Source organism: Paenibacillus athensensis (genome assembly GCF_004514475.2).
Classification (GTDB): domain Bacteria; phylum Bacillota; class Bacilli; order Paenibacillales; family NBRC-103111; genus Paenibacillus_AL; species Paenibacillus_AL athensensis.
In genome coordinates, this window is record NZ_MYFO02000003.1 from 53,284 (window position 1) to 74,851 (window position 21,568).

Sequence of the window (21,568 nt, forward strand, 5' to 3'; positions counted from 1 at the left end):
AATAGTTAATGCTGGGAATGGGTTCATCATGATTACTAAGCCTAACCACATCATTTTGGGTTAGGCTTTTATGTTATAATGAGGGTAATATAATCGGGAGGTGGCAAAGATGAGATGGGAAGAAGTTCGTGAACAGTTTCCAAATGAATGGGTTGTTTGTGAGGCATTAAAGTCCCGCTCGGAGGACGGATACTGGCTCGTTGATGAAGTGGCTGTCATTGATCGCTTTGACGATTCCGCTGTTGCCATGAAGAGATATTATGAATTGCATCGGGAGCAGCCTTATCGGGAATACGGTTTTTTTCACACATCCCGCGAGAAACTGGAGCTTCGAGAGAAATGGGCGGGGGTACGGGGACCCAGATGAACATAGATTTAAAGTATGGATTACCCTTTATTGAAGTAACAATTTGTTATCGCGGTGAAGAACTACTCTTGAAAAATGTATTGCTCGATACGGGTTCGGCGGGAACCATTTTCAGTGCGGATGCAGTGGACGCAGTTGGAGTTAAAATTGAGCCTGGGGATTTTTTAAACAAGATCAGAGGCGTGGGTGGAGTAGAGGTTGTTTATTCCAAACATTTTGATTTTGTTAAGGCGGGAGAAGTTTCGCTGTCAGCGTTTGAGGTAGAAATCGGAGACATGAATTACGGCATGGAGATAGACGGTATACTAGGGTTTGATTTCATCCGTTCATCTGGACTGGTGATCGATTCGAGGGAATTAACCGTGCTGGCTAAAGATTAGGTTACGCCACCTTCCTAAATAATTTCAATATCTAACGGCGGCGAATTGTGAATTTGCCAAGCCTACCCTCATCTCCACAAAATAAAAAAATGCACGGGCCTATTCGCGGTCTGTGCATTTTTCATTTGTATTCAATTCAGAAATTATGAAGTTACTCAAGAGCTTGCTTAGCCTTTTGTATATCTATCAACAACCAGCACCCGTCTTTCATTGTCGTATTGGATACTGCCTGTTTTTAATCCATTTCTCAGGGTAGTACGGGCGATATAGTTCAAAGCTTTGATTTCATCGTTCGATCGAGGTCGGATACGTGACATATCCCAGCCTTGGTCTTTTGTTTTTTCTCGAAAAGCCACAACAGCACGGTTTATCTCACCATTAGTCTTTTGTGATTTGGATTTGATGTCTTGAAGTGTTAATTTTCGCATGAATTTTCCCTCCTTCAAGTCCCTCATTTACATTATATACAACCGCGGGTTGTTTAACCAAGCAATTTAATCGGTTGCAAACAAGAAAGCTGCGATTACCCCGTAGATGCCTGTGCAACTATTTCGGACAGGGGGCGACTCTCCCCGTCACCCACCGGCAGGCTCCTTTTCCGCGTTTACAGCCCCGGCAAACTACAGTAATCTAGGAGTAGGGAGAGGCGGGGATTCTAGTGGATTTTATGACAACGGTGCTGCGCGCTTTGACTCGGTATAAATGGTTGTCCGCTGTGTTTGTGCTTAGCTTGTTGGTCGAGGTGGCCTATGCGGTGGCGGCGCCTGTTAGTTTGCAATATTTGATCGATCAAGCGTTTATGCCCAAGGATGTGAAGGCTTTTGTGATCATTATGGGCCTGTTGTTGGGCTGTGGTTTGCTGAATGTGGTGGCGAGTATTTTTGGCGATTCTTCATTGGGGAAGCTGAGCGGCGAAGTGATTCGCCAGCAGCGGACGGATTTGCTAAACCATGTGCAGAAGCAATCGCTGCCTTTTTATCAACGGTTCCAGGTGGGCGATCTGGTGACGCGGTTTATTTCGGATATGGATGTGATGGAGCGGGTGATTCGCGGCTCGCTGCCTGCGTTTTTGAAGGCGAGTTTGAATATTGTGCTCGGGCTGTGTATGCTGTTTGCGATTGAATGGAAGCTTACGCTGGTGATGCTGGTCGGTTCGACGCTGATGTTTATCGGCCCGAAGCTGCTGCAAGGCCGCGCGGAGGCTGCGAATATGGACTATAAAGCGGCGCAGGAGCGCTTTTCGAATACGGTCGATGAGATGGTCAAAGGGCACCAGACGATCAAAAACCTGCACCAACAGGGCAGGTTCAAGGAGCTTGCGGGGATGCGCATACGCGAGCTGTTTTCGTTTGGCTTCAAGCTGCATATGACGAACGCCTGGATGGAGCGGCTACCGTTGACGGCGCTGCTGCTGCTCAATGGTGCGATGATCGGCTTCGGCGGGTATTTGATTTTTCGCGATGAGATGACGATTGGCGGGTTCATGGCTTTTTTTACGTTGGTGCTGACGGTAGGGCAGGCGGCTTCGAATGTCTCGTTCCTGATGCCGAGTCTGATTGATTCGGGCATTAGCTTTCAGCGGGTTGGCGAAATTATGGAGCAGCAGCCCGAGGTGACGGAAGCGGCGGCGCCTGTAGAGCTTGCGGCTTCGCTGCCGTCGATCCGGCTGGAGCGGGTTACGTTCGGCTATACCGAGGAGACGGAACAGCTGCGTGAGGTCAGTCTGGAGATAACGCCGGGAAGCTATGTGGCTTTTGTCGGACTGAGCGGCTCGGGCAAGAGTACGGCGCTGCAGTTGATTTCCCGCTTTTATGATCCAAGATCGGGGACGGTGTCGATCGACGGTTATGATCTGCGGACGGTCAGTGAGGCTTCTCTGCGCAAGCTGAGCACGTTGGTGACTCAGGATACGTTTTTGTTTAACACTACGATTCGCGAAAATCTGCTGCTGGCCGGCAGCGGGGTTACGGAAGAGATGATGGCCGAGGCGGCCAAGCAGGCGAACATGCATCATATTATCGAAAGCTGGCCTGACGGATACGACACCCGGGTGCGGCAGGGAGGAGCGACGTTATCCGGTGGAGAACGACAGCGTCTCTCGCTGGCGCGGGCGCTGCTGCGCAAGCCGGAGCTGCTGCTGCTGGATGAGGTGACGTCGGCGCTGGACCCGGTTTCGGAGGCCGAAATCAACCAATTTCTCCAAAGGCTTCGCGGAAGTAAAACGATGATATCGGTCACGCATCGGCTGGCCTCTGCCGTACATGCGGATCAAATCCACGTGTTTCAAGGGGGGCGCATCGTCGAGTCCGGCACTCATGAGGAGCTTTTGAGGCGCAACGGGCTGTATAGCAGCCTGTGGGAGAAGCAAAGCGGCATGCATCTTTCCCGCGACGGTCAGCACGCAACGGTGGATGCGGAGCGGTTGGCCAAGCTGCCTTTTTTCGGGGGAATCGATCCCGCGTTGCTTAAAGATGTGGCGAAGCTGTTTGCCACTGAGGCTTGTCAGGAAGATCAGGTCATCGTGCGTGAAGGTGAAGAGGGGAATAAGTGCTATATCATCGTTCGGGGCAAGTTTGAGGTCCTCAAGCAGCAGGCCGACGACAGCCAGACGAGAGTAGCCGTTCTGCAGGATGGCGACCACTTCGGTGAAATTGCTTTGCTGAAAAATATTTCGCGGACAGCGACGGTTCGGGCGCTGATTCCTTCCGTGCTCCTGTCCATTCGGCGCGAGGCTTTTCGTCAATTGATGGACGAGCATCCGCACATTCTGGCTCATCTGGAACAAACACTGAAGCAGCGTATGTGAGCGTAGCAAGGCTGACAGGAAGGGGAGAGGACCGGGATGACGATTTTTTTCAGACGCTGCGCAAATGACGAGGAGCTTGCCAAGGTGAGTTTATTTGCGCTGGCGAACAAGCGTGAGATGCATGCTGCTTTGGGTACGTTGGATATGGTCTCGCAGCTGGTGTCTTATATGACGCATGGTCATTTGCTGTATTTGGCCGATGACGAGGATCAGGTGGTAGGCATCATCGCCTATTATCACGGAACGCCTGAACAGGAATTTAAAAATAAGGAGGTCGCTTTCGTAGACGCTGCCATTCTGGGGCAGGCTTATCGGGGGACGCGAATTTTTATCCGCGGGCTTCGCTACATGGTGGACGCCATCATCGAGGCGCATCCGGACGTGCAGGAACTGCGATTCATTGCTTTTGCGGAAAATACCTACTTATGCAGGCTTTACGCTAAATTTTCCAAGATTAGCAGTACCCGTGAGGGGCCGTTTGGAAAAGAGACGGTGTTTAGTGTGAAAATTCACAATTTACGGGCTACCTTAAATGAGCCCCGTTTAGTATAATAGAACTTACTAACATATTTTTTCATACGAAAAAGGGGGATACACACATGGTCATCATTCCACCAAGCGTCAAGGATGTCAAAAAAGGAAGCGGCTTTGGCAAATTCATTATCGTGAACGATACGTTACGGGTACAACCACAAGCCAAGTAATGTCCTATATATTTCGACCTTGTGTCATGGAAATGGACCACGAGGCGTATGTCCGCTTTTTGCTCCAGCATCACGATGAGCTGAATTTGCCGTATCCGTTTTCGGTGAAGCTGGGGTTCCTCTGCAGTCCGCTTATGTTTGGCAAGGCGGTATTGATCTTTTCGGAGGATACCTACGAGATTGTCGGGGCGGCCGGTTTCGTGTACGGGACAGGTCCAAACGGCTATGAGGATCGTCAGGTTTGCCAAGTCGAGGTTGTTTATCTGCAGCCGGAGGTTCGGCAGACGTCGTTGTTTATGCAGGCGCTGCTGGTGCTGATTGGCGAGATGAAAAGCGGCAACGCGGAGATTGAGCGGGTTCAGTTCTGGGCATCCGAGGCCCAAAGGGAGCCGGAACAGCTTTTCTCCCGATTCAGCGACTTATCCGGTTCGGAGCGTTTTACCGTGAATGGTCTCACCTGTTATCAGGTGGCGTTCCCTGAGCTGGAGAGGTATAGCCGTCGGTTCGAGAGTTGGTTTCATCGATAAGGCAGGCGAGGTGGCACACCTGTACAAAGCGCAAGGCCCGATCCGAGGATCGGGTCTTTTTGTTGTCTGGAGGGCGATGCTCCGGAACCCAAAGTTATAACTGTTATAAGGTATAACTTTTGATATAATGAATCATAGTATAAAATAAGAAAACTTGAAGAAGGGTGGGGTCAAGTTGACGAATCCAGCGAATGTCAACCGTTATTCCCGCAAAATTGGACGTATGGGCAATAGCTTGGGTGTAAGTTTACCCAAAAGCCTTGCTGCGCAGCTGCAAATTTCACAAGGTGATGAGATTGAATTTATCGTTCATGAATCCGGAGAAGTGACGTTAAAAAAAGTACGGCCCACCAGCCTGCCCGACCACGTTCGTCCGGAAGTGTTGGAAGCTTTCTTTGATGTGTTTGAAGAAGATAAGGGAATTCTTGAAGATTTAAGGGATCGATGAAATGACGAACTTTCTGACTCGTGAAGAAGTAATTGCTGCGCACTATTTTATGATGAAACGCATGAACGATGCTGAACAAGCGGGTGTGAAGGATCACGGCCTGCTGGATTCTGCGGTGCATCGCCCACGACAAACGGTTTTCGGAGCAGACGCTTATCCGAATTTGTTTGACAAAGCAGCTGCTTTGCTGGAATCGCTGGTGAAAAATCATTGTTTCCACAATGGAAATAAGAGAACAGCATATTTGGTCACCAAGTCCTTCTTGATGCTCAACGGCTATCATGTAAGAATGGAGCGCGAATATGCCGTGGAGTTCGTTGTGGATATTGCAACAGGTGTGCATTCATTGGAGACGATTGCCGAGCTATTACAAAGTCATTCTGTGAAAAAACGGTGAGGGAGCTCGGTTTCGAGCTCTCTCTGTTTATAGCCGTCAACGCACAAATCTCCCATGATGTCGCGCGAGTCGCAAGGCTTTTCGATACATTTGCTTGTTGGTCAGTTGATTGAAGATAAAGGGGTCCGGGGCTGTATTGACCTCAATAATCCACGGCTTGAATTGCTTATCCACACCAATGTCGACGCCAATTTCCTTAAAGCCCGGATGAACGCTTTGGAATTGCTTGGCGATTCGCAGCCCGAGCGATTGTAATTGGTTGATAAAGGATCGAGTTTTCGTGGGATTCAAGTAGGTACCGATCAGTGGCTCAAGCGCGAGCGGCTTGCCGCTATTGTGAAAGTTTGTCACAATTTTCTTCGGATGAGCGACGCGACCGATATAGCCGGTCACTTCCCACTTCTCTTGCAGGTTTTTTTGGACCATCACCCGAATATCGAAAATCCGCTTTTGATGGGTCAGCAGGTGAATCCCTTTTTGAATCAAATAAGCTCGCTTTAGCTTCGATTTGCTTAATGCCGCATACATGGCGTTGTAGGTCCCAAAGGTCCGCTGCGCTTGGCCAGCCTTGTAGACGAAGCTGCCGTTGGGTTTCCGTTCCACCCGGATTACACCATTCCCGGAAGTTCCATGAATGGGTTTGACATAGACCATCCTGTGCTTATTCAGCATCGTGAGAAGATGGGAGGTGGACAATATTTTCGTTTCGGGGACAAAAGGTCTGACTTCCTTGCTGCGCAGCAGGAGGTTCGTTTTGCTCCATTTGCTGCCCAATGTTCGTGGGCGTCGAACGATTTTCATGTTTTGCACCTCATTTTTCGTTTTGGAGAGTACATTCCCTTGCATCGTATTCAAGAAGGCGACCGCATTCTTGGAGACCCGTCTAGCGAATGTCTAGAATTTATCCAAGGATACGATGTAAAATAGAAACTGGAAATTAAATTGCACAAGGCATTTAGAGTGGCTATAGAATTGAGGGAAATCCGTTGCGCAAAAAGGCCAGGATGGTCACCATCCTTATCTTATTCATTATGGCGATTTCGGCATTGCGTATAGTTGTGATCAACCTGCAGGTGCCCTTGAAGCATCCGCTGGCCCAGCAAGGTGTTCTGGATTTGCGCGGCTGGACGATGCCCAAGGACCGTACCATCACGCTGGATGGGGAGTGGGAATTTTATCCCTACCAGCTGCTGAAGCCGGCTGTGGATGCGGAGGAGGATGCGGGGGCTTCGTCCAAGATCGCTTTCATTCCCGTGCCGGGCGCGTGGGATGCGTATTTTTCGGATAAGCAGATATTTCGGTATGGGACCTACCGGCTGCGTATTCTGCTGAATGAGGATGACGAGGCTACATATAGTTTGCGAACAAATGAGATCAGAAATGCTTCGGCGATCTACGTCAACGGCCAGCTGGCGGGGGGAGCCGGGATCCCTTCGGAGAAGCGGGAATCGTACACGGCCCAAAGAATTCCGTATACGGTCCTGATCCCTGAGGGGAGCAGCCTTGTAGACATCCGGATTACGGTTTCCAATCATGCCGGGGATGGGGGTGTGACAAAGTCCATCCGTTTTGGAACACGAGAGGCGATTGAAGAGCGAACGATCCTGTCTATGGGGCTCCAGCTGCTGCTGAGCATCGTGTTGCTGGTCCATGCGCTGTATGCGCTCATTTTGTATGTCTTTGGCGCCGGGAACAGGGGGTTGAACTATTTTGCCCTGACGATTCTCTGCGGCTTGTTCAGTGTGATTGCCGTGGACGAGCGGTTGCTCTTTATTCTGCTTCCCCTTTCCTTTGAGATTACCGTCAAAATCTCCTTGCTTGCTTATATCGGCGTGATGGCGTTCCTGCCGCCTTTGTTCAAGCAGATGTTTCCGGACTATGGAAGTGTCAGGGCGGTTCGCGGTTTTGCTGTGTTCTGCAGTGTTTACGCCGCTTTTGTCCTTTGTTTCCCGTCTGAATACACGCTGCCCGTGCTCCCGTTATTGGCTGCCGTGCTTGTTGTCTCCGTGGTGATCTCGGGCTCGATTCTTTTCGCCGCCATGAAGGGTCAGGAAGACGCTATTTTTCTGCTGCTGAGCTGCGTCAGCCTGGGCACGAATGTGGCCTGGACGTTGCTTGGCCCGCGAATTATTCCGTTTGAGCTGATGCATTATCCGTTTGATCTGATTTTCACTGTATTGGCTTTTGCTGCCTTCTGGTTCAAGCGTTTTTTACGATCCGTTACCCAAACGAAGGAGTTGGCTGAGAAGCTGCAGCAGACGAATCAGGCCAAGGATGAGTTTCTGGCCAATACGTCCCATGAGCTGAGAAATCCGCTGCATGCCGTTCTCAACATTGCCCAGACGATGCTGGATGATCAAACGTACCCGGTGCACGAGGCTCATCGGACGAAATTGGGCATACAGCTCGATGTAGCCCGGCGAATGTCCTTGATGGTAGAGGATTTATTGGACATGGCGCGTCTGAAGGAGCATAGGGTCCAACTGCAAATCGACACCGTGAAGGTTCAAGCCGTAGCTGCCGGAAGCGTTGAGATGATCAGGTACCTGCTGGAGGGCAAGGCGGTTGCATTGCATATGGGCATACCTGGCGATTTTCCTGCTGTATGGGCCGACGAGCATCGACTCACGCAAATTATGTTTAATTTGCTTCACAATGCGGTCAAGTTTACGGAGCGAGGCAGCATTGATATTCAGGCAGAGGTTAAGGATGGAATGGCCCGGGTTCATGTCAGGGATACGGGCGTCGGGATGGAGGAGGAGACGCTGCGAAGAGCGTTTCTTCCTTATGAGCAAGGACCTGCCGACACGCATGCCGCTTACGGCGGCTTCGGGTTGGGGTTGAGTATATGCAAGCAGCTTGTGGAGCTTCAGGGCGGACAATTGCTGGCCGTTTCCTCTCCGGGCGAAGGTTCTGTTTTTACGTTCACCTTGCCTTTAGCGGAGGGGCAGAAGCAGGAGGATGCAGGGCCGGTCCCGCTTGTTCACGACCTGGAAGCGGCTGTTGCTTTGGCCGAAAGGGCGAGGAACGATTTCGCAGCAGGCGGGGAGGACAGCGCTCCTTTGCTGCAGCGGCAGCGCATTCTGGCTGTAGACGATGATCGCGTGAATTTGCAGGTATTAACGGATATTCTCGAATCTGCGAGCTATGAGGTATCGACGGCGATCAGCGGCGTTGAGGCGTTAGCGAAATTGAGTGGAACCCGATTCGATTTGTTGATTCTGGACGCCATGATGCCGAATATGTCGGGATATGAGCTGACGCGCATCGTTCGGGAACGCTACACGTCCTCCGAGCTGCCCATCTTGCTGTTAACGGCGAGGAGTAGTCCGGAGGATATTCAGACCGGCTTCCAGTTAGGGGCTAACGATTATTTGACGAAGCCGGTTGGCTCGCTTGAGCTGAAGTCCCGGGTGCGGGCTTGGACGGAGCTGACGCTGTCGATCGAGCAGCGGCTGCAAATCGAAGCTGCATGGCTACAGGCCCAGATCAAGCCGCATTTTTTATTTAACGTCCTTCATGCGATATCGACCTTGGGCTACACGGATACGGACCGTATGCAGATTTTGCTGGAGCATTTCAGCAATTACCTGAGGAGCAGCTTTGATTTCCAGAATGTCGACAGTGTGGTGTCCATCGAGCAGGAGCTGGAGCTTGTACGCAGTTATTTATATATAGAAAGAGAGCGCTTCGGCGAACGCCTTCAGGTGGAGTGGAGGGTCGATGCCAAGCGGGATGTTCTCGTGCCTCCGCTATCGATTCAGACCTTGGTGGAAAATGCGGTCAGACACGGGTTAGTCACACGGATTCGCGGGGGCGTCATTACGATCCGCATCGATGAACAAGATACCTTCACGGAGGTCGCCATCTGCGATGATGGCGTAGGGATGGAAGAAAGCCAATGGTGGCCGCTGCTCCATGCTTCGCCGGGCAATGGTCAAGGGATCGGCCTGCGCAATACCGACCGTCGTCTGAAGCAGTTGTTTGGCAGCGGGCTGCGGATTCAAAGCGTCCCGGACCAGGGGACGACCGTATCTTTTCGTATACCGAAGTAATTGATGGACAACGCTGAAGTGCTTATAGTAAGCGGAAGAAGAATGGCGTGAGGATAACATTTGTAAATAGAAAAAGAAAGAAGGTTTTTCATGGCAACGATGATTGGAATTGACCTGGGGACTTCAAACAGCTTGGTTGCTTATTGGACGGATAGTGGGCCAAAGCTGATCCCAAATGCGTTCGGGAGCTATTTGACCCCATCTGTCGTAAGCGTAGACGATCATGGCGAGATGATGGTCGGTCAAATTGCCAAGGAACGCCTCATTACGCATCCCCACGTAACGGTGGCGGCATTTAAACGATTTATGGGGACGGAGAAACAGTTTCATCTCAACAAATATAAACTTTCGGCTGCAGAGCTGTCTTCCCTTGTTTTGCGGTCGCTGAAGGCGGATGCGGAAGCTTTTCTCGGTGAAGAAGTGACCGAAGCGGTCATCAGTGTTCCCGCTTATTTTAACGATGCCCAGCGTAAAGCGACAAAATATGCAGCTGAGCTTGCAGGTCTGAAAGTGGAACGGCTCATCAGCGAGCCAACTGCTGCTGCGCTTTCTTACGGTTTGCACGAAAAAGCGGACAACACGCAATTTTTGATTTTCGACCTAGGCGGAGGCACGTTTGACGTATCGATCCTTGAGTTTTTTGAAGGTATTATGGAGGTTAAGTCGGTTGCAGGCGACAATTTTCTGGGTGGGGAAGATTTTACCGAGCTGCTCGCCAACTATTTTATTGAAAAAAGCGAACTTGTATTGGCGGAGTTGGACAGTAAGGCCAAGTCGATCATTTTTAAACAGGCCGAGCTATGCAAGCGTGAGCTTGCCGGTGCGACTACAGGGAAGATGGTGTATGAAACGCTTGAAAAAACCTATGAAGTCGCCATAAATTATGCACAATTCGAGAAACTCGCCGCTTTGTTAATTACTCGACTAAGAAACCCGATTGAACGGGCGTTAAGTGACGCATCGCTGACACCGAAAGATTTGGACGCGGTTATTCTAATCGGTGGCGCTACCCGGATGCCGCTGATCAAATCGGTGGTTGGGAAAATGTTCGGGCATTTCCCGCTGTCCAACATCAATCCCGATGAAGCGGTGGCTTTGGGCGCAGCTGTTCAAGCAGCTTTGAAAAACCGCGACCAGGCGCTGAATGAGATGATTTTAACGGATGTTTGCCCATATACGCTGGGCATTGAGGTTAGTAAACGAGTTGGTGAGACGGAACATTATGAGCATGGGTACTTTTCTCCGATCATAGAACGCAATAATCCAATTCCGTATAGCAGAGTCGAGAATTTCTGCACAGTTAGCGACAATCAGGAAGAGATTCTTCTGAAAGTGTATCAGGGGGAAAGTCTTCGTGTAGCCAACAATTTGTTTTTAGGGGAACTCCATATCGCGGTCCCGCGCAGGAAAAAGGGAGAGGCCACGATTGATGTTCGGTTTACTTACGACATAAACGGCATTTTGGAAGTGGAGGTTCATTCCGTATTAACCCGTGAAAAATACACCCTTGTGATTGAAAAAAATGCAGAAAAAATGTCGCCGGAACAGTTGGCCGCACGGCTGGCTGCGTTGAAGGATATTAAAATTCACCCTCGTGACCGCGCGGAAAACCGTTTGCTTGTAGCTAAAGCTGAGCGGCTATATGAAGAATCTATCGGTGTAAAGCGTGAAAAAATTATGTATTATTTGGCGCAATTCGATGGGGTCCTTTCACAGCAAAACCCGCGGGAGATTGCCCACGCGGCGAAAGAGTTTAAACACTTCCTGGATTCGATCGAGCAAACTCGTGATTATTAGAGAGTGAGGTGGGTGACGAATGAATTGCTGGGCTGTACTTGGGATTGCGCGAACGACAGATACCTCCATAATCAAAAAAGCTTATAAGCAGCAGTTGCTCATCCACCATCCCGAAGATGACCCTGCAGGCTATCAGACTGTAAGAGAAGCGTATGCAGCAGCGATGAATGAGGCCAAAAGGCAAGCAAAGTTGTCTCAAGCAAATGCCGAGACCATTGCTTATGCCCAAGTAAATACGCAAGACGAAGCTGCCGGGGATGAGCAAGTTAACCGACGGTTGTACAGGCTCGGAGGCAGCGATCTTGACGACAAAGGCGATACGGAAACGAGCGGGGGCCGCGATGACGAGCAACGCCCTGTGACGACGCGCCGCTATCTAGCCAAAGACATTCATGATCAAGCTCGCGTGGAAAATGATTTTATGACGCACCTCGCGCGCCTGTATCACGATCCTGACCAAAGAGACGACCCCGAGGCTTGGCAAGCGTTGTTCAGTCACGATGTGCTGTGGGATATTCAATCTAAGTCGGCGATAGATCAACGCATGCTGCGATTTTTTTCAAACAACTATAACCTGAATAACAATGTTTGGATAACGATTGAAACCCATACGGGGTTATTTGATAAAATGACAAAAAATGCCGACAGGTATTCAGCCTGTTTTGTTGATACCTACGCGTTAGCGACGCAACAAATCAACGTGCCGAGTAGACGCAACATGGCGGCTGCGTACGAGGGGCAAATGATTAAAGTGCCCAGCGTAAGTTGGTGGAGATTCTGTTTCAGAATTCCTATTACCTGGATTGTGTTGGGGGTTATTGGGCATGGCGTTGTGATTCCATTCTATCTGATTTACGTGCTCGTGCGGATGGTGTTGTTCGTTAAAAGACGAAATTGGAAAATTATTATGTGGGAATACACCTGTACTTATGTCAATAGTTGGGGAATGAGATATGACTTTAAATATATCGACATCATCAAAATTGTACAAAGATATAAAATGGTTACGGTGTACCTGAAAAATAAAAAGATTCGCATCAGGCCTGAGCGAGTCCACAATCTGGACCAACTGCTCACCAAAATGAGCCGGTATCAAGGGGCGGATGGCGAAGCGATTATTGTGCGGGAGCTTGGATGATTTTCTTGAAGTTTATGGAAAATTAATATTTGTGAAATATAATAAGCAAGGAACAATCGACCACTCCATTTTGGGAAGCGCTGATTCGCTGAAGGAAGTTTCCGCCAACGAAAATCACATTTTGCTCGGCGCACTGTTTTTGCTGATCATGGGAATTGCACTTGCTCTGGTTCCGGTTATTATGTATCCCATCTTGCAACGATACCATCCAACGTTGGCTCTCGGTTATGTTGTTTTTCGGGGGGCTCTGGAAACCTTCGCCTATATGGCAACGGCTATGAGCTGGCTATTGCTTGTGGTGCTAAGTCAGGAACAGGCAAACGCCAGTTCCCCGGATTACGTCGGCTTTCAGATGCTGGGTAATCTGTTGGGGCATGGGAGCGAACAGATTCAATCGATTACCGCGATTGTATTCAGCCTTGGCGCTTTGATGTTTTATTATGTATTGTACCAATTCAAACTCATTCCCAAATGGCTGTAGGGCTGGGGGCTGGCTGCCGCTGCACTTTATTTGGCCGCCGGTGTGCTCGATTGGTTTGGAGGGTCGTTCACATTTCTTCAAATGCCGCTTGCGCTGCAGGAGATGGTCATGGCGATCTGGTTGATCGTAAAAGGATTTAATCGGTAAAAGATAAAGGATGCCCGGCGCCGTGATCGGCTGAAGGACATCCTTTTTGCTTGTTCGCTGAATTGCGGCCCTTGGACGTATTTTACGAATTCAACCAGTCTCGTCATTAACGGCTCGTCGACGATTGTGAATACGAGTGCGGATTGTACAATGCTCCTTGTTTTCAGGCAGGGGGGACGACGGTAAATGTGACGCTGGATGCGGGGCGTTCGTTTACGATTTTTCTGGAGGATTTTACGAGTGTAGCGGTGGAATGCCAATCCGAGACGCCCACGCCGGGTGCGGTGTGTACGAGAAGTTTACTGCTGGACATGCGCTATTGCGTCAAATTTAACGAAACGCCAGCGATGCAACAAGGAGCCAACTCCGGTTATCCGGGGTCGGCTCCTTTGTGCAATTACAGGGCTGCGGAACGCTTGCGGCGGCAAATCGCCATCCATACGCCCCACAAAAGCAATATGCCAAACAGGACGTAGGCTACGATAAAAAGTCCAAATTTGCAAGCCGAAAAGCTGGAGTACAAGAGCGCCAGTGCTGCAGGAATCGCTTCGGGCCGGGCGATGAAATAGAAAGAAACGAGGTTCTCAAGAATGTCAAAGCACGGGGCGAGCAAGCCGGCGGCCAAGGCGACGAGGCTGGCTTTCTTCAGAAACGGCCGATGCGCCACAAGCTTGTAGACCAGCAGGCCGATGCTGCCATGCAGCAGGAACGTAGCCAGGATGAACACGAAGTCGATGCATTGGGTCTGAAAATAAATGCCCAAGCTGTTATGGTCCAGCATGTAACGGTAGTAAGCGGTAAGCTTTGCGGCGCTGAAGCTGAGCTGACCTTCATAATAGGGGACGGGATATTGCGATCGGCGATACCAATCGTTTAATAAAAGAGTCGCCCCTTGATTGAATATGACGGCGGCAAGGACGAGGAGCAGCGCGTAGGCGGTTCTGATTCGGACAAGTCGATTCCAGATCGTTTTCATGAAAAACCCTCCAACTCATATGTTTGATTGAATTGTAGAGTCTTCCGTAACGAGAGAGTCAAGAGGTGGATTCAAACATGTTGCGCGACGGGCGCTTGCAGCTCAACGAGCACATCGTTATAGTCGCGGCAGTGGTTCTCACGGCCGAACCAGTGAATTTCCCGGACGGGGCCGGTTGAGGTGTATCCGTTCAAGCCCAGCCATTTGAATAGCTCGAACAGGGCGTGGCCGACATCCATGAAAGCTCCGCGATGGATCAGACTGGCTACAAGGGGCTCCGCCGGCCATTCGTTCAGTTGGACCGCATCGCCAGACGAGGAGGGGACCTGCCCGGGCTGGATAGCGACGGCGGCTTCGATATCGAAATCAGCCTCCGTAAATTCAGACATGTGATAACGCACGTACTCCTGATCCGTCAGGATTGCGTTCAGCTCCAGCCAGCGCTCCAATTGATCGAACAGGGCGCAGCGGTAGCGGGGCATGTCCGCCGGCAATGGGACGATGGTGCGGATCGAAGCCACGGTTATGGCCGGAACCTGCTTCAACACGATGTCATACCGGGGTTGTTCCCCCATCTGCTGAAGCTGGTGCAGGCGATGGTCCAGCCGCTGCACTTGTTCGGTTTTGTCGCGAATTTCGCTGGCGATGGCGTCGCGTTGTCGGGTTAGCAGGCCGATGGCGGTGTCGGTAGAAAGTCGGCGATCCATCATTTCCTTGATCTGTTCCAGGGAAAGTCCGGCATCCTTGAAGGCTTGAATTTGATGAACGAAAGCCAATTGGTCATAGGTATAGTAACGATAGCCGGAATGGGGATCGATCTGCGCAGGCGCTAACAAGCCGATGTCGTCGTAATGGCGCAAGGTGCGGACGGTAACTTGGGCGAGCTTGGAAAATAAGCCGATTTTGATCAACGGGGTCATGGGATTGCCTCCTTCTAGCATGACTATATCATGAATGATTCATCGATTGCGTGCGGGTTGTTGGAGGATTACAAAAAAATCTCGTTAATTCTGTGGCTCACACACAATGACTCGGGAATTTTAATGTTATATAATATTACATATAAATGAATATTAATGACACATACCTTACATAAGGGGCGATGACGATGTTTGTGGAGAGTAATCCGTATCCTTTTCCGTATAACGGTGATCTGAAGGCGGGTAATACGGCGTTGGTGGTTATTGATATGCAGACTGATTTTTGCGGCTACGGCGGGTATGTCGATCGAATGGGGTATGATATTTCGCTGACCCGGCGGGCGGTGGAGCCGATTCGGAAGCTCCTGGAGGCGGCCCGGGCTGTTGCGGGCTTGACGATTATTCACACGCGGGAGGGACATCGCCCGGATTTGTCGGATTTGCCGGCCAATAAAAGATGGCGCAGCAGCCGGATTGGCGCAGAGATTGGCTCGGCGGGGCCGGCGGGACGCATTCTCGTGCGCGGGGAGCCGGGTTGGCAAATCATCGAGGAGCTGGCGCCGCTGCCGGGCGAGGTGATCATCGATAAGCCGGGGAAGGGCAGTTTTTATGCGACGGATCTGGATTTGATTTTGCGGACAAAGGGGATACAAAATTTGATTTTGACTGGCATTACGACGGATGTTTGCGTACACACGACGATGCGCGAAGCGAATGACCGCGGGTATGAGTGCGTGATTCTTGCGGATTGCACGGGGGCGACGGATGAAGCGAATCATCGGGCTGCGCTGGCTATGGTGACGATGCAGGGCGGGGTGTTCGGCAGTGTATCCGATTCCGGCCGGGTGATCGCTGCGTTGGAAGCGATGGCAGGGAAGGTGGAAGTGTAATGGGTGGTGCAGCCGGGCAAGTGCCATCTTCTCTGTCGATTGCCGCGTTAAGAGAGGCCTATCGGAGCAGGGGGTTGACGCCTGAAGCGGTCGTGCGGTCCATAGTGGAACGGGCGGAAGCGGAGGCGGATAAGCATATTTGGATTACGCCGCCCAGTATGGAACGGCTGCGGCCCTATCTGGTAAGGCTGGAGGAGCGGGGGCTGGAGGAGTTGCCCTTGTGGGGGATTCCGTTTGCGGTCAAGGACAATATCGATGTAGCGGGGATGCCGACGACGGCGGCTTGTCCGGATTATCAATATATGCCGGGCGGGCATGCTACGGCTGTGGAGCGGCTGGTGGCGGCTGGCGCAATTCCGCTTGGCAAAACGAATCTGGATCAGTTTGCCGCCGGGCTTGTCGGGGTGCGCAGTCCCTATGGGGAGACGCATAATGCGCTTCGCCCGGAGTTGATCAGCGGCGGCTCGAGCTCGGGCTCCGCTGTGGCGGTGGCGCGCGGGCAGGCAGTGTTTGCGCTGGGGACGGATACTGCGGGCTCGGGACGGGTGCCGGCTGCGCTCAACGGACTGATCGGCTTTAAGCCCAGGCTGGGCGCGTGGCCGACCAAGGGGGTGGTGCCAGCTTGCGCGAGCCTGGATTGCGTGACGGTGTTTGCCCGGGAGCTGGCCGACGTGCGGGAGGTGGATCGGATCGTTCGCGGAAGGGACCGCGCAGATCCGTGGTCGGCCGGCTTTGAGCCGCCCGGAGCAAGGCTGCCGCGCAAGGTGCTGCTTCCCCGGGAGCCGCTGGCTTTCTTCGGTCTGTTCGAGCGGGAATACGCCGCGGCTTGGGCGCAGGCTGTCGAGCGGTTGGACCAGCTTGGCATGGAGGTGGTGTTCGTCGACACCGCTTTGTTCGAACGAGTCGCTTCGCTGCTGTACGACGGGCCGTTTGTGGAAGAACGGTGGGCGGCGGTCGGGGATTTTATTGAAGCGCATCCGGGCAGTGCGTTGCCGGTGACGGAGCGGATTTTGCGTACCGGACCTTCCCGGCAGTACAGTGCGTCTGCGCTGTTCAAGGCGATTCATGCCGTCCGGCACGACAGGCGGGAGGCGTGGGAGCTTCTGGAGGACGCTGTGCTGGCGCTGCCGACGGTCGGGGGGACATGGACGCGCGAGCGGGTTCGCGCCAAGCCTGTCGAGGCCAATTCGGCGCTGGGGCGCTATACCAATCATTGCAATCTGCTGGATTTGTGCGCCATTGCGCTGCCGGCCGGCGAGGCTGCCGCGGATGTGCCGTTCGGCATTACACTGTTTGCGTCTGCCGAACATGAGGCGCTGCTTTACGGAGCTGCTGCTGCTTTTCTGGGAGCGCCCCAGCCGACGGTTGAGGCTGCTTGCCCGCAGCCGGGCCGCACGCTGGTGGCTGTATGCGGCTTGCATATGCGCGGCTACCCGCTGGAGCGGCAGATGCTGGGTTGTGGCGCGCGATTTGTGCGGGAGGATCGGACGGCGGCGGTATATCGGCTATTCAAGCTGGAGACGATACCGCCCAAGCCAGGACTCGTTCGACAGGCCGGGCCGGGGGCGTCGATTGCGCTGGAGATTTGGGAGATGCCAACCGCGGCGTTCGGCGATTTTGTGGCAGCGATCCCGGCCCCGCTGGGCATTGGCAAAATCGAGCTACAGGATGGCTCGCAGGTGCCGGGCTTTGTTTGCGAGGCGTGGGTTGCAGCGGAGGCGGAGGATATTACGGCGACTGGCGGGTGGCGAGCCGCCGTGGAGATAACAAGGGCCTGAGCGAATAGCGCGGGTCTTTTTTCTTTTTTTGCAGGAGGCCGGAGTCTTCTGTGTGATGTTACTGTTATGTATGTGTCATATTTATGACTTTTAAACAAAACAAAAGTTTGAAATATGGTGTTTCTTTATAAAGATTTTGATGGGTTTTTGCTATATAATCAATTGTGTAAGTATATATAACAAAATAAAGTAAATAAAACTAACATTAAAGGAGGGTTGGTGATGCAGACTTTACGAGATCAAGACGCATACCTGCTCCGAACCGAGGGATTGACCAAGCGCTTCGGAGCGCTGGTGGCGAATCAGGGCATTGATGTCACGGTTCGGCCGGGCTCCATTCACGCTATTCTTGGCGAAAACGGTGCGGGCAAAAGCACACTCATGAAGATGCTTTACGGTGTTTACGAGCCGGATGGCGGCGCGATTTATATGGACGGCGAGGCCGTGACGCTGCATCCGCCTACCAAGGCCCGGGCCAAAGGAATCGGCATGGTGTTTCAGGATTTCCGGCTGGTTCCGGCCATGACGGTTCTGGACAATATCGCTTTGGCGGTAGAGAGCGGTTGGCGTCTGGGGAGAAGGCGGCTGCGCGGGCGGATTGTCGAGGTGTCGGTCAAATACGGCTTGGACGTCGATCCCGATGCGTTTGTCTGGCAATTGGATCTCGGGCAGCGCCAACGGCTCGAAATTGTCAAAGTGCTGCTGGCGGCGGGCACGCGTGTAATTATTTTCGATGAGCCTACGAGCGTGCTTGCGCCGCAGGAGGTTGAAGCGTTCCTTGCGATGCTGAGACGGCTTCGGGAAGATCGCTACGGCATTCTGCTGATTACGCACAAAATCAACGAGGTGCTGGCCTGCGCGGATCAGGTTTCGGTCTTGCAGGCGGGGAGAATGGTGTATCAGGCCGACCGCCATGAGGGGTTGGACGGGGAACGGCTGATTGCTGCGATGATGGGCGGCAAGTCGGTCAAGCCGGTTGTAAAGCCGGGTCCGGAGGAAGGCGGGACGCCGGTTGAGGTGCTGCGCATCGAGGGAGGAACGGTAAGCGGCGACCACGGGGAGCCGGTGCTGCGGGACTTGGCGCTGTCTGTACGCAAGGGGGAAATCGTCGGCGTCGCCGGTATTTCCGGTAGCGGGCAGCGGGAGCTGGCCGAGGTGTTGTTTGGTCTGCGCAAGCTCTCGGCGGGCGCATTGACGGTTAAAGGCAGTCTGATGAAAGGCGGACCGAAGGCGTTCATGGACGCCGGCGTAAGCTTCGTATCCGAGGATCCGCTCAAGGAGTCGGTCATTCCTGGCTTCACGATTCTGGAGCATATGGTGCTGGACGGCCTTCCGCTGCGGCGCAAGGGGCCGGGGATCGACTGGGGTAGCTCGCGGCAGGAGCTGGAGCATAGCCGGGAAGCGCGCATGCTGGCGTTAGCCGGAGCGGATCGTCGGGTCGACCGCCTTTCGGGCGGGAACGTTCAGCGGATGGTGCTGGCGCGGGCGCTCATCCGCAAGCCGGATATTCTGGTGATCAGCTATCCGAGCCGGGGGCTCGATATCGGGACGACCCGCACGATTCAACAGCATTTGATCGAGTTGGCCGAGCGTGGAACGGCCATTGTCCTGTTCTCGGAGGATCTGGATGAATTGTTCAAGCTGTCGGACCGGCTGGCGGTGCTTGCAGGCAAGCGGCTGCTTGGGCCTGTTCCCTCCGCGGAAACGGACGTTGCGCAAATTGGCGAATGGATGCTGAAAGGAGAATCCGCATGAAACAACAAGCGAGTACCGTTCTGGTGCCTTCGGCTGCTTTTCCGTGGCGGGGCCGCATCCGCAAAATCGGCATACAGGCAGGGGTGTTGCTGGCTCCGTTCATCCTTTACGGCCTCTTCCTGCTGATCTACGGCGTCAATCCCGTGGAGCTATATGTGTCTCTGGTGAAATCGACCTTTGGGGATCTCTACGGCTTCGGTGAGGTGCTGGTGAAAGCGACGCCGATTCTGCTGACCGGGCTGGCCGCAGCCCTTCCAGCCCGGGCGGGCCTCGTAAATGTCGGCGGGGAGGGACAACTGGCGATCGGGGCGTTGTTCACAACGTGGTTTGCGGTGTTTTATTTGAACGGTCTTCCTGCCTGGCTGGGCATTCCGGCCATGCTGGTTGCCGGGGCGCTGGGCGGTGCTGTGTGGGCGGCGTTTACGGCGCTGCTGAAGGTGAAGGGACGGATCAATGAAACGATCAGCAGTCTGCTGTTGAATTACGTCGCTACCTTCACGGTCGGTTATTTCGTCCACGGGATGCTCAAGGACCCCAAGTCGTTCAACTGGCCGTTCTCGCCGGAGTTGGTTTCATCGCTGCGGCTGCCGGTGATCGATGGAACCCGGCTGCATATTGGTTTCCTGGCCGCGTTGGGTTTCTCGCTGCTGGTTTGGTTCGTCTTGACCAAGACGCGGATCGGCTACCGGGTTCGCGTGCTCGGCAGCAATCGGTTCGCAGCGGAGCGCGCCGGCTTTTCCATCCATCGTATGTATTTCTGGGTGCTGATCGGCGGCGGAGCGCTTGCCGGCGTTGCCGGGATGATCGAAATAGCGGGCATTGAGGGCCGTCTGCGTCCGACGACAGGCGTCAATTATGGGTATCTCGGCTTTCTTGCCGCGTGGATGGCATGGAATCATCCGCTCCGGCTGATGCTGACCTCCTTCCTGCTGGGCATGATTGCGGTTGCAGGCAATACGCTGGAAATCCAATCAGGTCTGCCGTCTTCGTCCGTACAAATTCTGATGGCGCTCGTTCTGTTCTTCCTGTTAGGCAGCGCAAGGAGGGTGAAGCGATGATTGTGACCGATGTATTGACAGGCGCGCTGCGGTCCGGCACTTCAGTCATGCTGGCCAGCCAGGGCGAGCTGTTGGCCGAACGCGCCGGTGTCATTAATCTGGGCACGGAGGGCTCGATGCTGGCCGGTGCGCTGGGCGGCTTCGCCGTAACGGTGTGGACCGGGAATCCGTGGGTGGGCGCATTGGCCGGCGGGGTGTGCGGTATGCTCCTTTCCCTGATTCACGCCTTCCTCGTGTTAAGCTGCGGGGCCAATCAGCTGGCGACCGGGCTGACGTTATTGTTTTTCGGCGTTGGGGCGACCTCCTTCTTCGGACGCGGCTTTGTCAGCGAGCAGATTGTCGGCTTTAATCCGGTTCCGATTCCGCTGTTATCCGACATTCCGGTCATCGGGCCTGTGCTATTCAAGCATGATCCGCTGACGTATCTATCGCTGCTGCTTGTGCCTGCGTTGTGGTATCTGCTGTTCCGCACGCGTGCAGGGGTGGTGCTGCGCGCAGCCGGGGAGCGGGAGGAGGTGCTGTTCGCCAGCGGGATCAATCCCAAGCTGGTGCGGTATTCGGCCGTGCTGGGGGGAGGTTTTCTCGCGGGGCTTGGCGGAGCGCAGCTGTCGCTGGCCTACACGCATAGCTGGGTGGAAAATATGACGCAGGGCCGTGGCGTCGTCGCCGTGGCGCTGGTGATCTTCGCGGCCTGGCGGCCGGCAAGAGCGATGTTGGGCGCCTATTTGTTCGGAGCGGCGCAAGCTCTGCAGCTTACGGTGCAGCAGATGGGTTATCCGATATCGCCGTTTTTCCTGTTTATGGCGCCGTACCTGCTGACGCTTGCGGCTCTGCTGGTCGTGGAGCGCAGAAAAAGAAGCTCGACGCCCGAAGCGCTGGGCAAGGTGTTCACCAGCGAGGCTGGGGGATAACGGCAAGCTGATCTACACATATATATCGATTAC

20 protein-coding genes are annotated in these 21,568 nt (G+C 53.3%); 16 read left to right on the top strand and 4 right to left on the bottom strand.

Going from position 1 to position 21,568, the window contains the following annotated elements:
* Positions 1–109 precede the first annotated feature (109 nt).
* Positions 110–367 (top strand): hypothetical protein, encoded by a 258-nt coding sequence (locus B5M42_RS06760; RefSeq protein WP_134753861.1) that lies wholly within the window; start codon positions 110–112, stop codon positions 365–367.
* Positions 364–747 (top strand): retropepsin-like aspartic protease, encoded by a 384-nt coding sequence (locus B5M42_RS06765; protein WP_134753863.1) that lies wholly within the window; start codon positions 364–366, stop codon positions 745–747. Before B5M42_RS06760 ends, B5M42_RS06765 begins: the two co-directional genes overlap by 4 nt.
* A gap of 167 nt (positions 748–914) precedes the next feature.
* On the opposite strand, the gene B5M42_RS06770 is transcribed toward B5M42_RS06765, so the two are convergent.
* The gene (locus tag B5M42_RS06770; protein WP_134753865.1) at positions 915–1,175 is read right to left on the bottom strand and encodes a hypothetical protein; all 261 of its coding nucleotides are present in this window, start codon (positions 1,173–1,175) and stop codon (positions 915–917) included.
* Between the two features lie 239 nt (positions 1,176–1,414).
* On the opposite strand from B5M42_RS06770, the gene B5M42_RS06775 reads away from it, so the two are divergent.
* From B5M42_RS06775 to B5M42_RS06795, 5 genes are all read left to right on the top strand, one after another.
* Positions 1,415–3,553: an ABC transporter transmembrane domain-containing protein gene (locus B5M42_RS06775; protein ID WP_230632799.1), complete on the top strand. Its 2,139-nt coding sequence runs from the start codon at positions 1,415–1,417 to the stop codon at positions 3,551–3,553.
* Positions 3,554–3,589: 36 nt separating this feature from the next.
* Positions 3,590–4,105 carry a hypothetical protein gene (locus tag B5M42_RS06780; protein WP_134753870.1) on the top strand — a complete coding sequence of 172 codons (516 nt, stop codon included), beginning with the start codon at positions 3,590–3,592 and terminating at the stop codon, positions 4,103–4,105.
* 184 nt (positions 4,106–4,289) lie between these two features.
* Positions 4,290–4,784, top strand: a complete 495-nt coding sequence (locus tag B5M42_RS06785) for a hypothetical protein (protein WP_230632771.1) — start codon at positions 4,290–4,292, stop codon at positions 4,782–4,784.
* Positions 4,785–4,959: 175 nt separating this feature from the next.
* The gene (locus B5M42_RS06790; protein WP_329959263.1) at positions 4,960–5,232 is read left to right on the top strand and encodes an AbrB/MazE/SpoVT family DNA-binding domain-containing protein; all 273 of its coding nucleotides are present in this window, start codon (positions 4,960–4,962) and stop codon (positions 5,230–5,232) included.
* 1 nt (position 5,233) lies between these two features.
* Positions 5,234–5,629 (top strand): type II toxin-antitoxin system death-on-curing family toxin, encoded by a 396-nt coding sequence (locus tag B5M42_RS06795; protein ID WP_134753874.1) that lies wholly within the window; start codon positions 5,234–5,236, stop codon positions 5,627–5,629.
* 36 nt (positions 5,630–5,665) lie between these two features.
* Here the strand turns inward: B5M42_RS06795 and B5M42_RS06800 are convergent, their stop codons facing one another.
* Positions 5,666–6,430 (bottom strand): YheC/YheD family protein, encoded by a 765-nt coding sequence (locus tag B5M42_RS06800; protein WP_134753876.1) that lies wholly within the window; start codon positions 6,428–6,430, stop codon positions 5,666–5,668.
* A 203-nt stretch (positions 6,431–6,633) separates the two neighbouring features.
* Between B5M42_RS06800 and B5M42_RS06805 the strand changes: the two genes are divergently transcribed.
* From B5M42_RS06805 to B5M42_RS06820, 4 genes are all read left to right on the top strand, one after another.
* Positions 6,634–9,684, top strand: a complete 3,051-nt coding sequence (locus B5M42_RS06805; protein ID WP_134753878.1) for a hybrid sensor histidine kinase/response regulator — start codon at positions 6,634–6,636, stop codon at positions 9,682–9,684.
* A gap of 90 nt (positions 9,685–9,774) precedes the next feature.
* Complete coding sequence (locus B5M42_RS06810; protein WP_134753881.1) at positions 9,775–11,481, top strand: molecular chaperone HscC; 1,707 nt, start codon at positions 9,775–9,777, stop codon at positions 11,479–11,481.
* 19 nt (positions 11,482–11,500) lie between these two features.
* Positions 11,501–12,619 carry a J domain-containing protein gene (locus B5M42_RS06815; RefSeq protein WP_134753883.1) on the top strand — a complete coding sequence of 373 codons (1,119 nt, stop codon included), beginning with the start codon at positions 11,501–11,503 and terminating at the stop codon, positions 12,617–12,619.
* Positions 12,612–13,100: a DUF4386 domain-containing protein gene (locus B5M42_RS06820; protein ID WP_167689992.1), complete on the top strand. Its 489-nt coding sequence runs from the start codon at positions 12,612–12,614 to the stop codon at positions 13,098–13,100. The genes B5M42_RS06815 and B5M42_RS06820 overlap by 8 nt, the downstream gene beginning before the upstream one ends.
* Positions 13,101–13,644: 544 nt before the next feature.
* On the opposite strand, the gene B5M42_RS06825 is transcribed toward B5M42_RS06820, so the two are convergent.
* Positions 13,645–14,223: a hypothetical protein gene (locus B5M42_RS06825; protein ID WP_134753887.1), complete on the bottom strand. Its 579-nt coding sequence runs from the start codon at positions 14,221–14,223 to the stop codon at positions 13,645–13,647.
* 71 nt (positions 14,224–14,294) lie between these two features.
* Positions 14,295–15,143: a MerR family transcriptional regulator gene (locus tag B5M42_RS06830; RefSeq protein ID WP_167689994.1), complete on the bottom strand. Its 849-nt coding sequence runs from the start codon at positions 15,141–15,143 to the stop codon at positions 14,295–14,297.
* 188 nt (positions 15,144–15,331) lie between these two features.
* Here B5M42_RS06830 and biuH point away from each other — a divergent pair, with 188 nt between their 5' ends.
* The 5 genes from biuH to B5M42_RS06855 all read left to right on the top strand — a co-directional run bounded on the left by biuH (position 15,332) and on the right by B5M42_RS06855 (position 21,535).
* The gene (gene biuH, locus B5M42_RS06835; RefSeq protein ID WP_209280732.1) at positions 15,332–16,033 is read left to right on the top strand and encodes a biuret amidohydrolase; all 702 of its coding nucleotides are present in this window, start codon (positions 15,332–15,334) and stop codon (positions 16,031–16,033) included.
* The gene (atzF, locus tag B5M42_RS06840; RefSeq protein ID WP_134753893.1) at positions 16,033–17,811 is read left to right on the top strand and encodes an allophanate hydrolase; all 1,779 of its coding nucleotides are present in this window, start codon (positions 16,033–16,035) and stop codon (positions 17,809–17,811) included. The genes biuH and atzF overlap by 1 nt, the downstream gene beginning before the upstream one ends.
* A gap of 222 nt (positions 17,812–18,033) precedes the next feature.
* Positions 18,034–19,566, top strand: a complete 1,533-nt coding sequence (locus B5M42_RS06845) for an ABC transporter ATP-binding protein (RefSeq protein ID WP_134753895.1) — start codon at positions 18,034–18,036, stop codon at positions 19,564–19,566.
* Positions 19,563–20,624 (top strand): ABC transporter permease, encoded by a 1,062-nt coding sequence (locus B5M42_RS06850; protein ID WP_134753897.1) that lies wholly within the window; start codon positions 19,563–19,565, stop codon positions 20,622–20,624. Before B5M42_RS06845 ends, B5M42_RS06850 begins: the two co-directional genes overlap by 4 nt.
* A complete protein-coding gene (locus B5M42_RS06855; RefSeq protein WP_167689997.1) occupies positions 20,621–21,535 on the top strand; it encodes an ABC transporter permease in 915 nt (304 codons plus the stop codon). Before B5M42_RS06850 ends, B5M42_RS06855 begins: the two co-directional genes overlap by 4 nt.
* Positions 21,536–21,568: the final 33 nt, after the last annotated feature.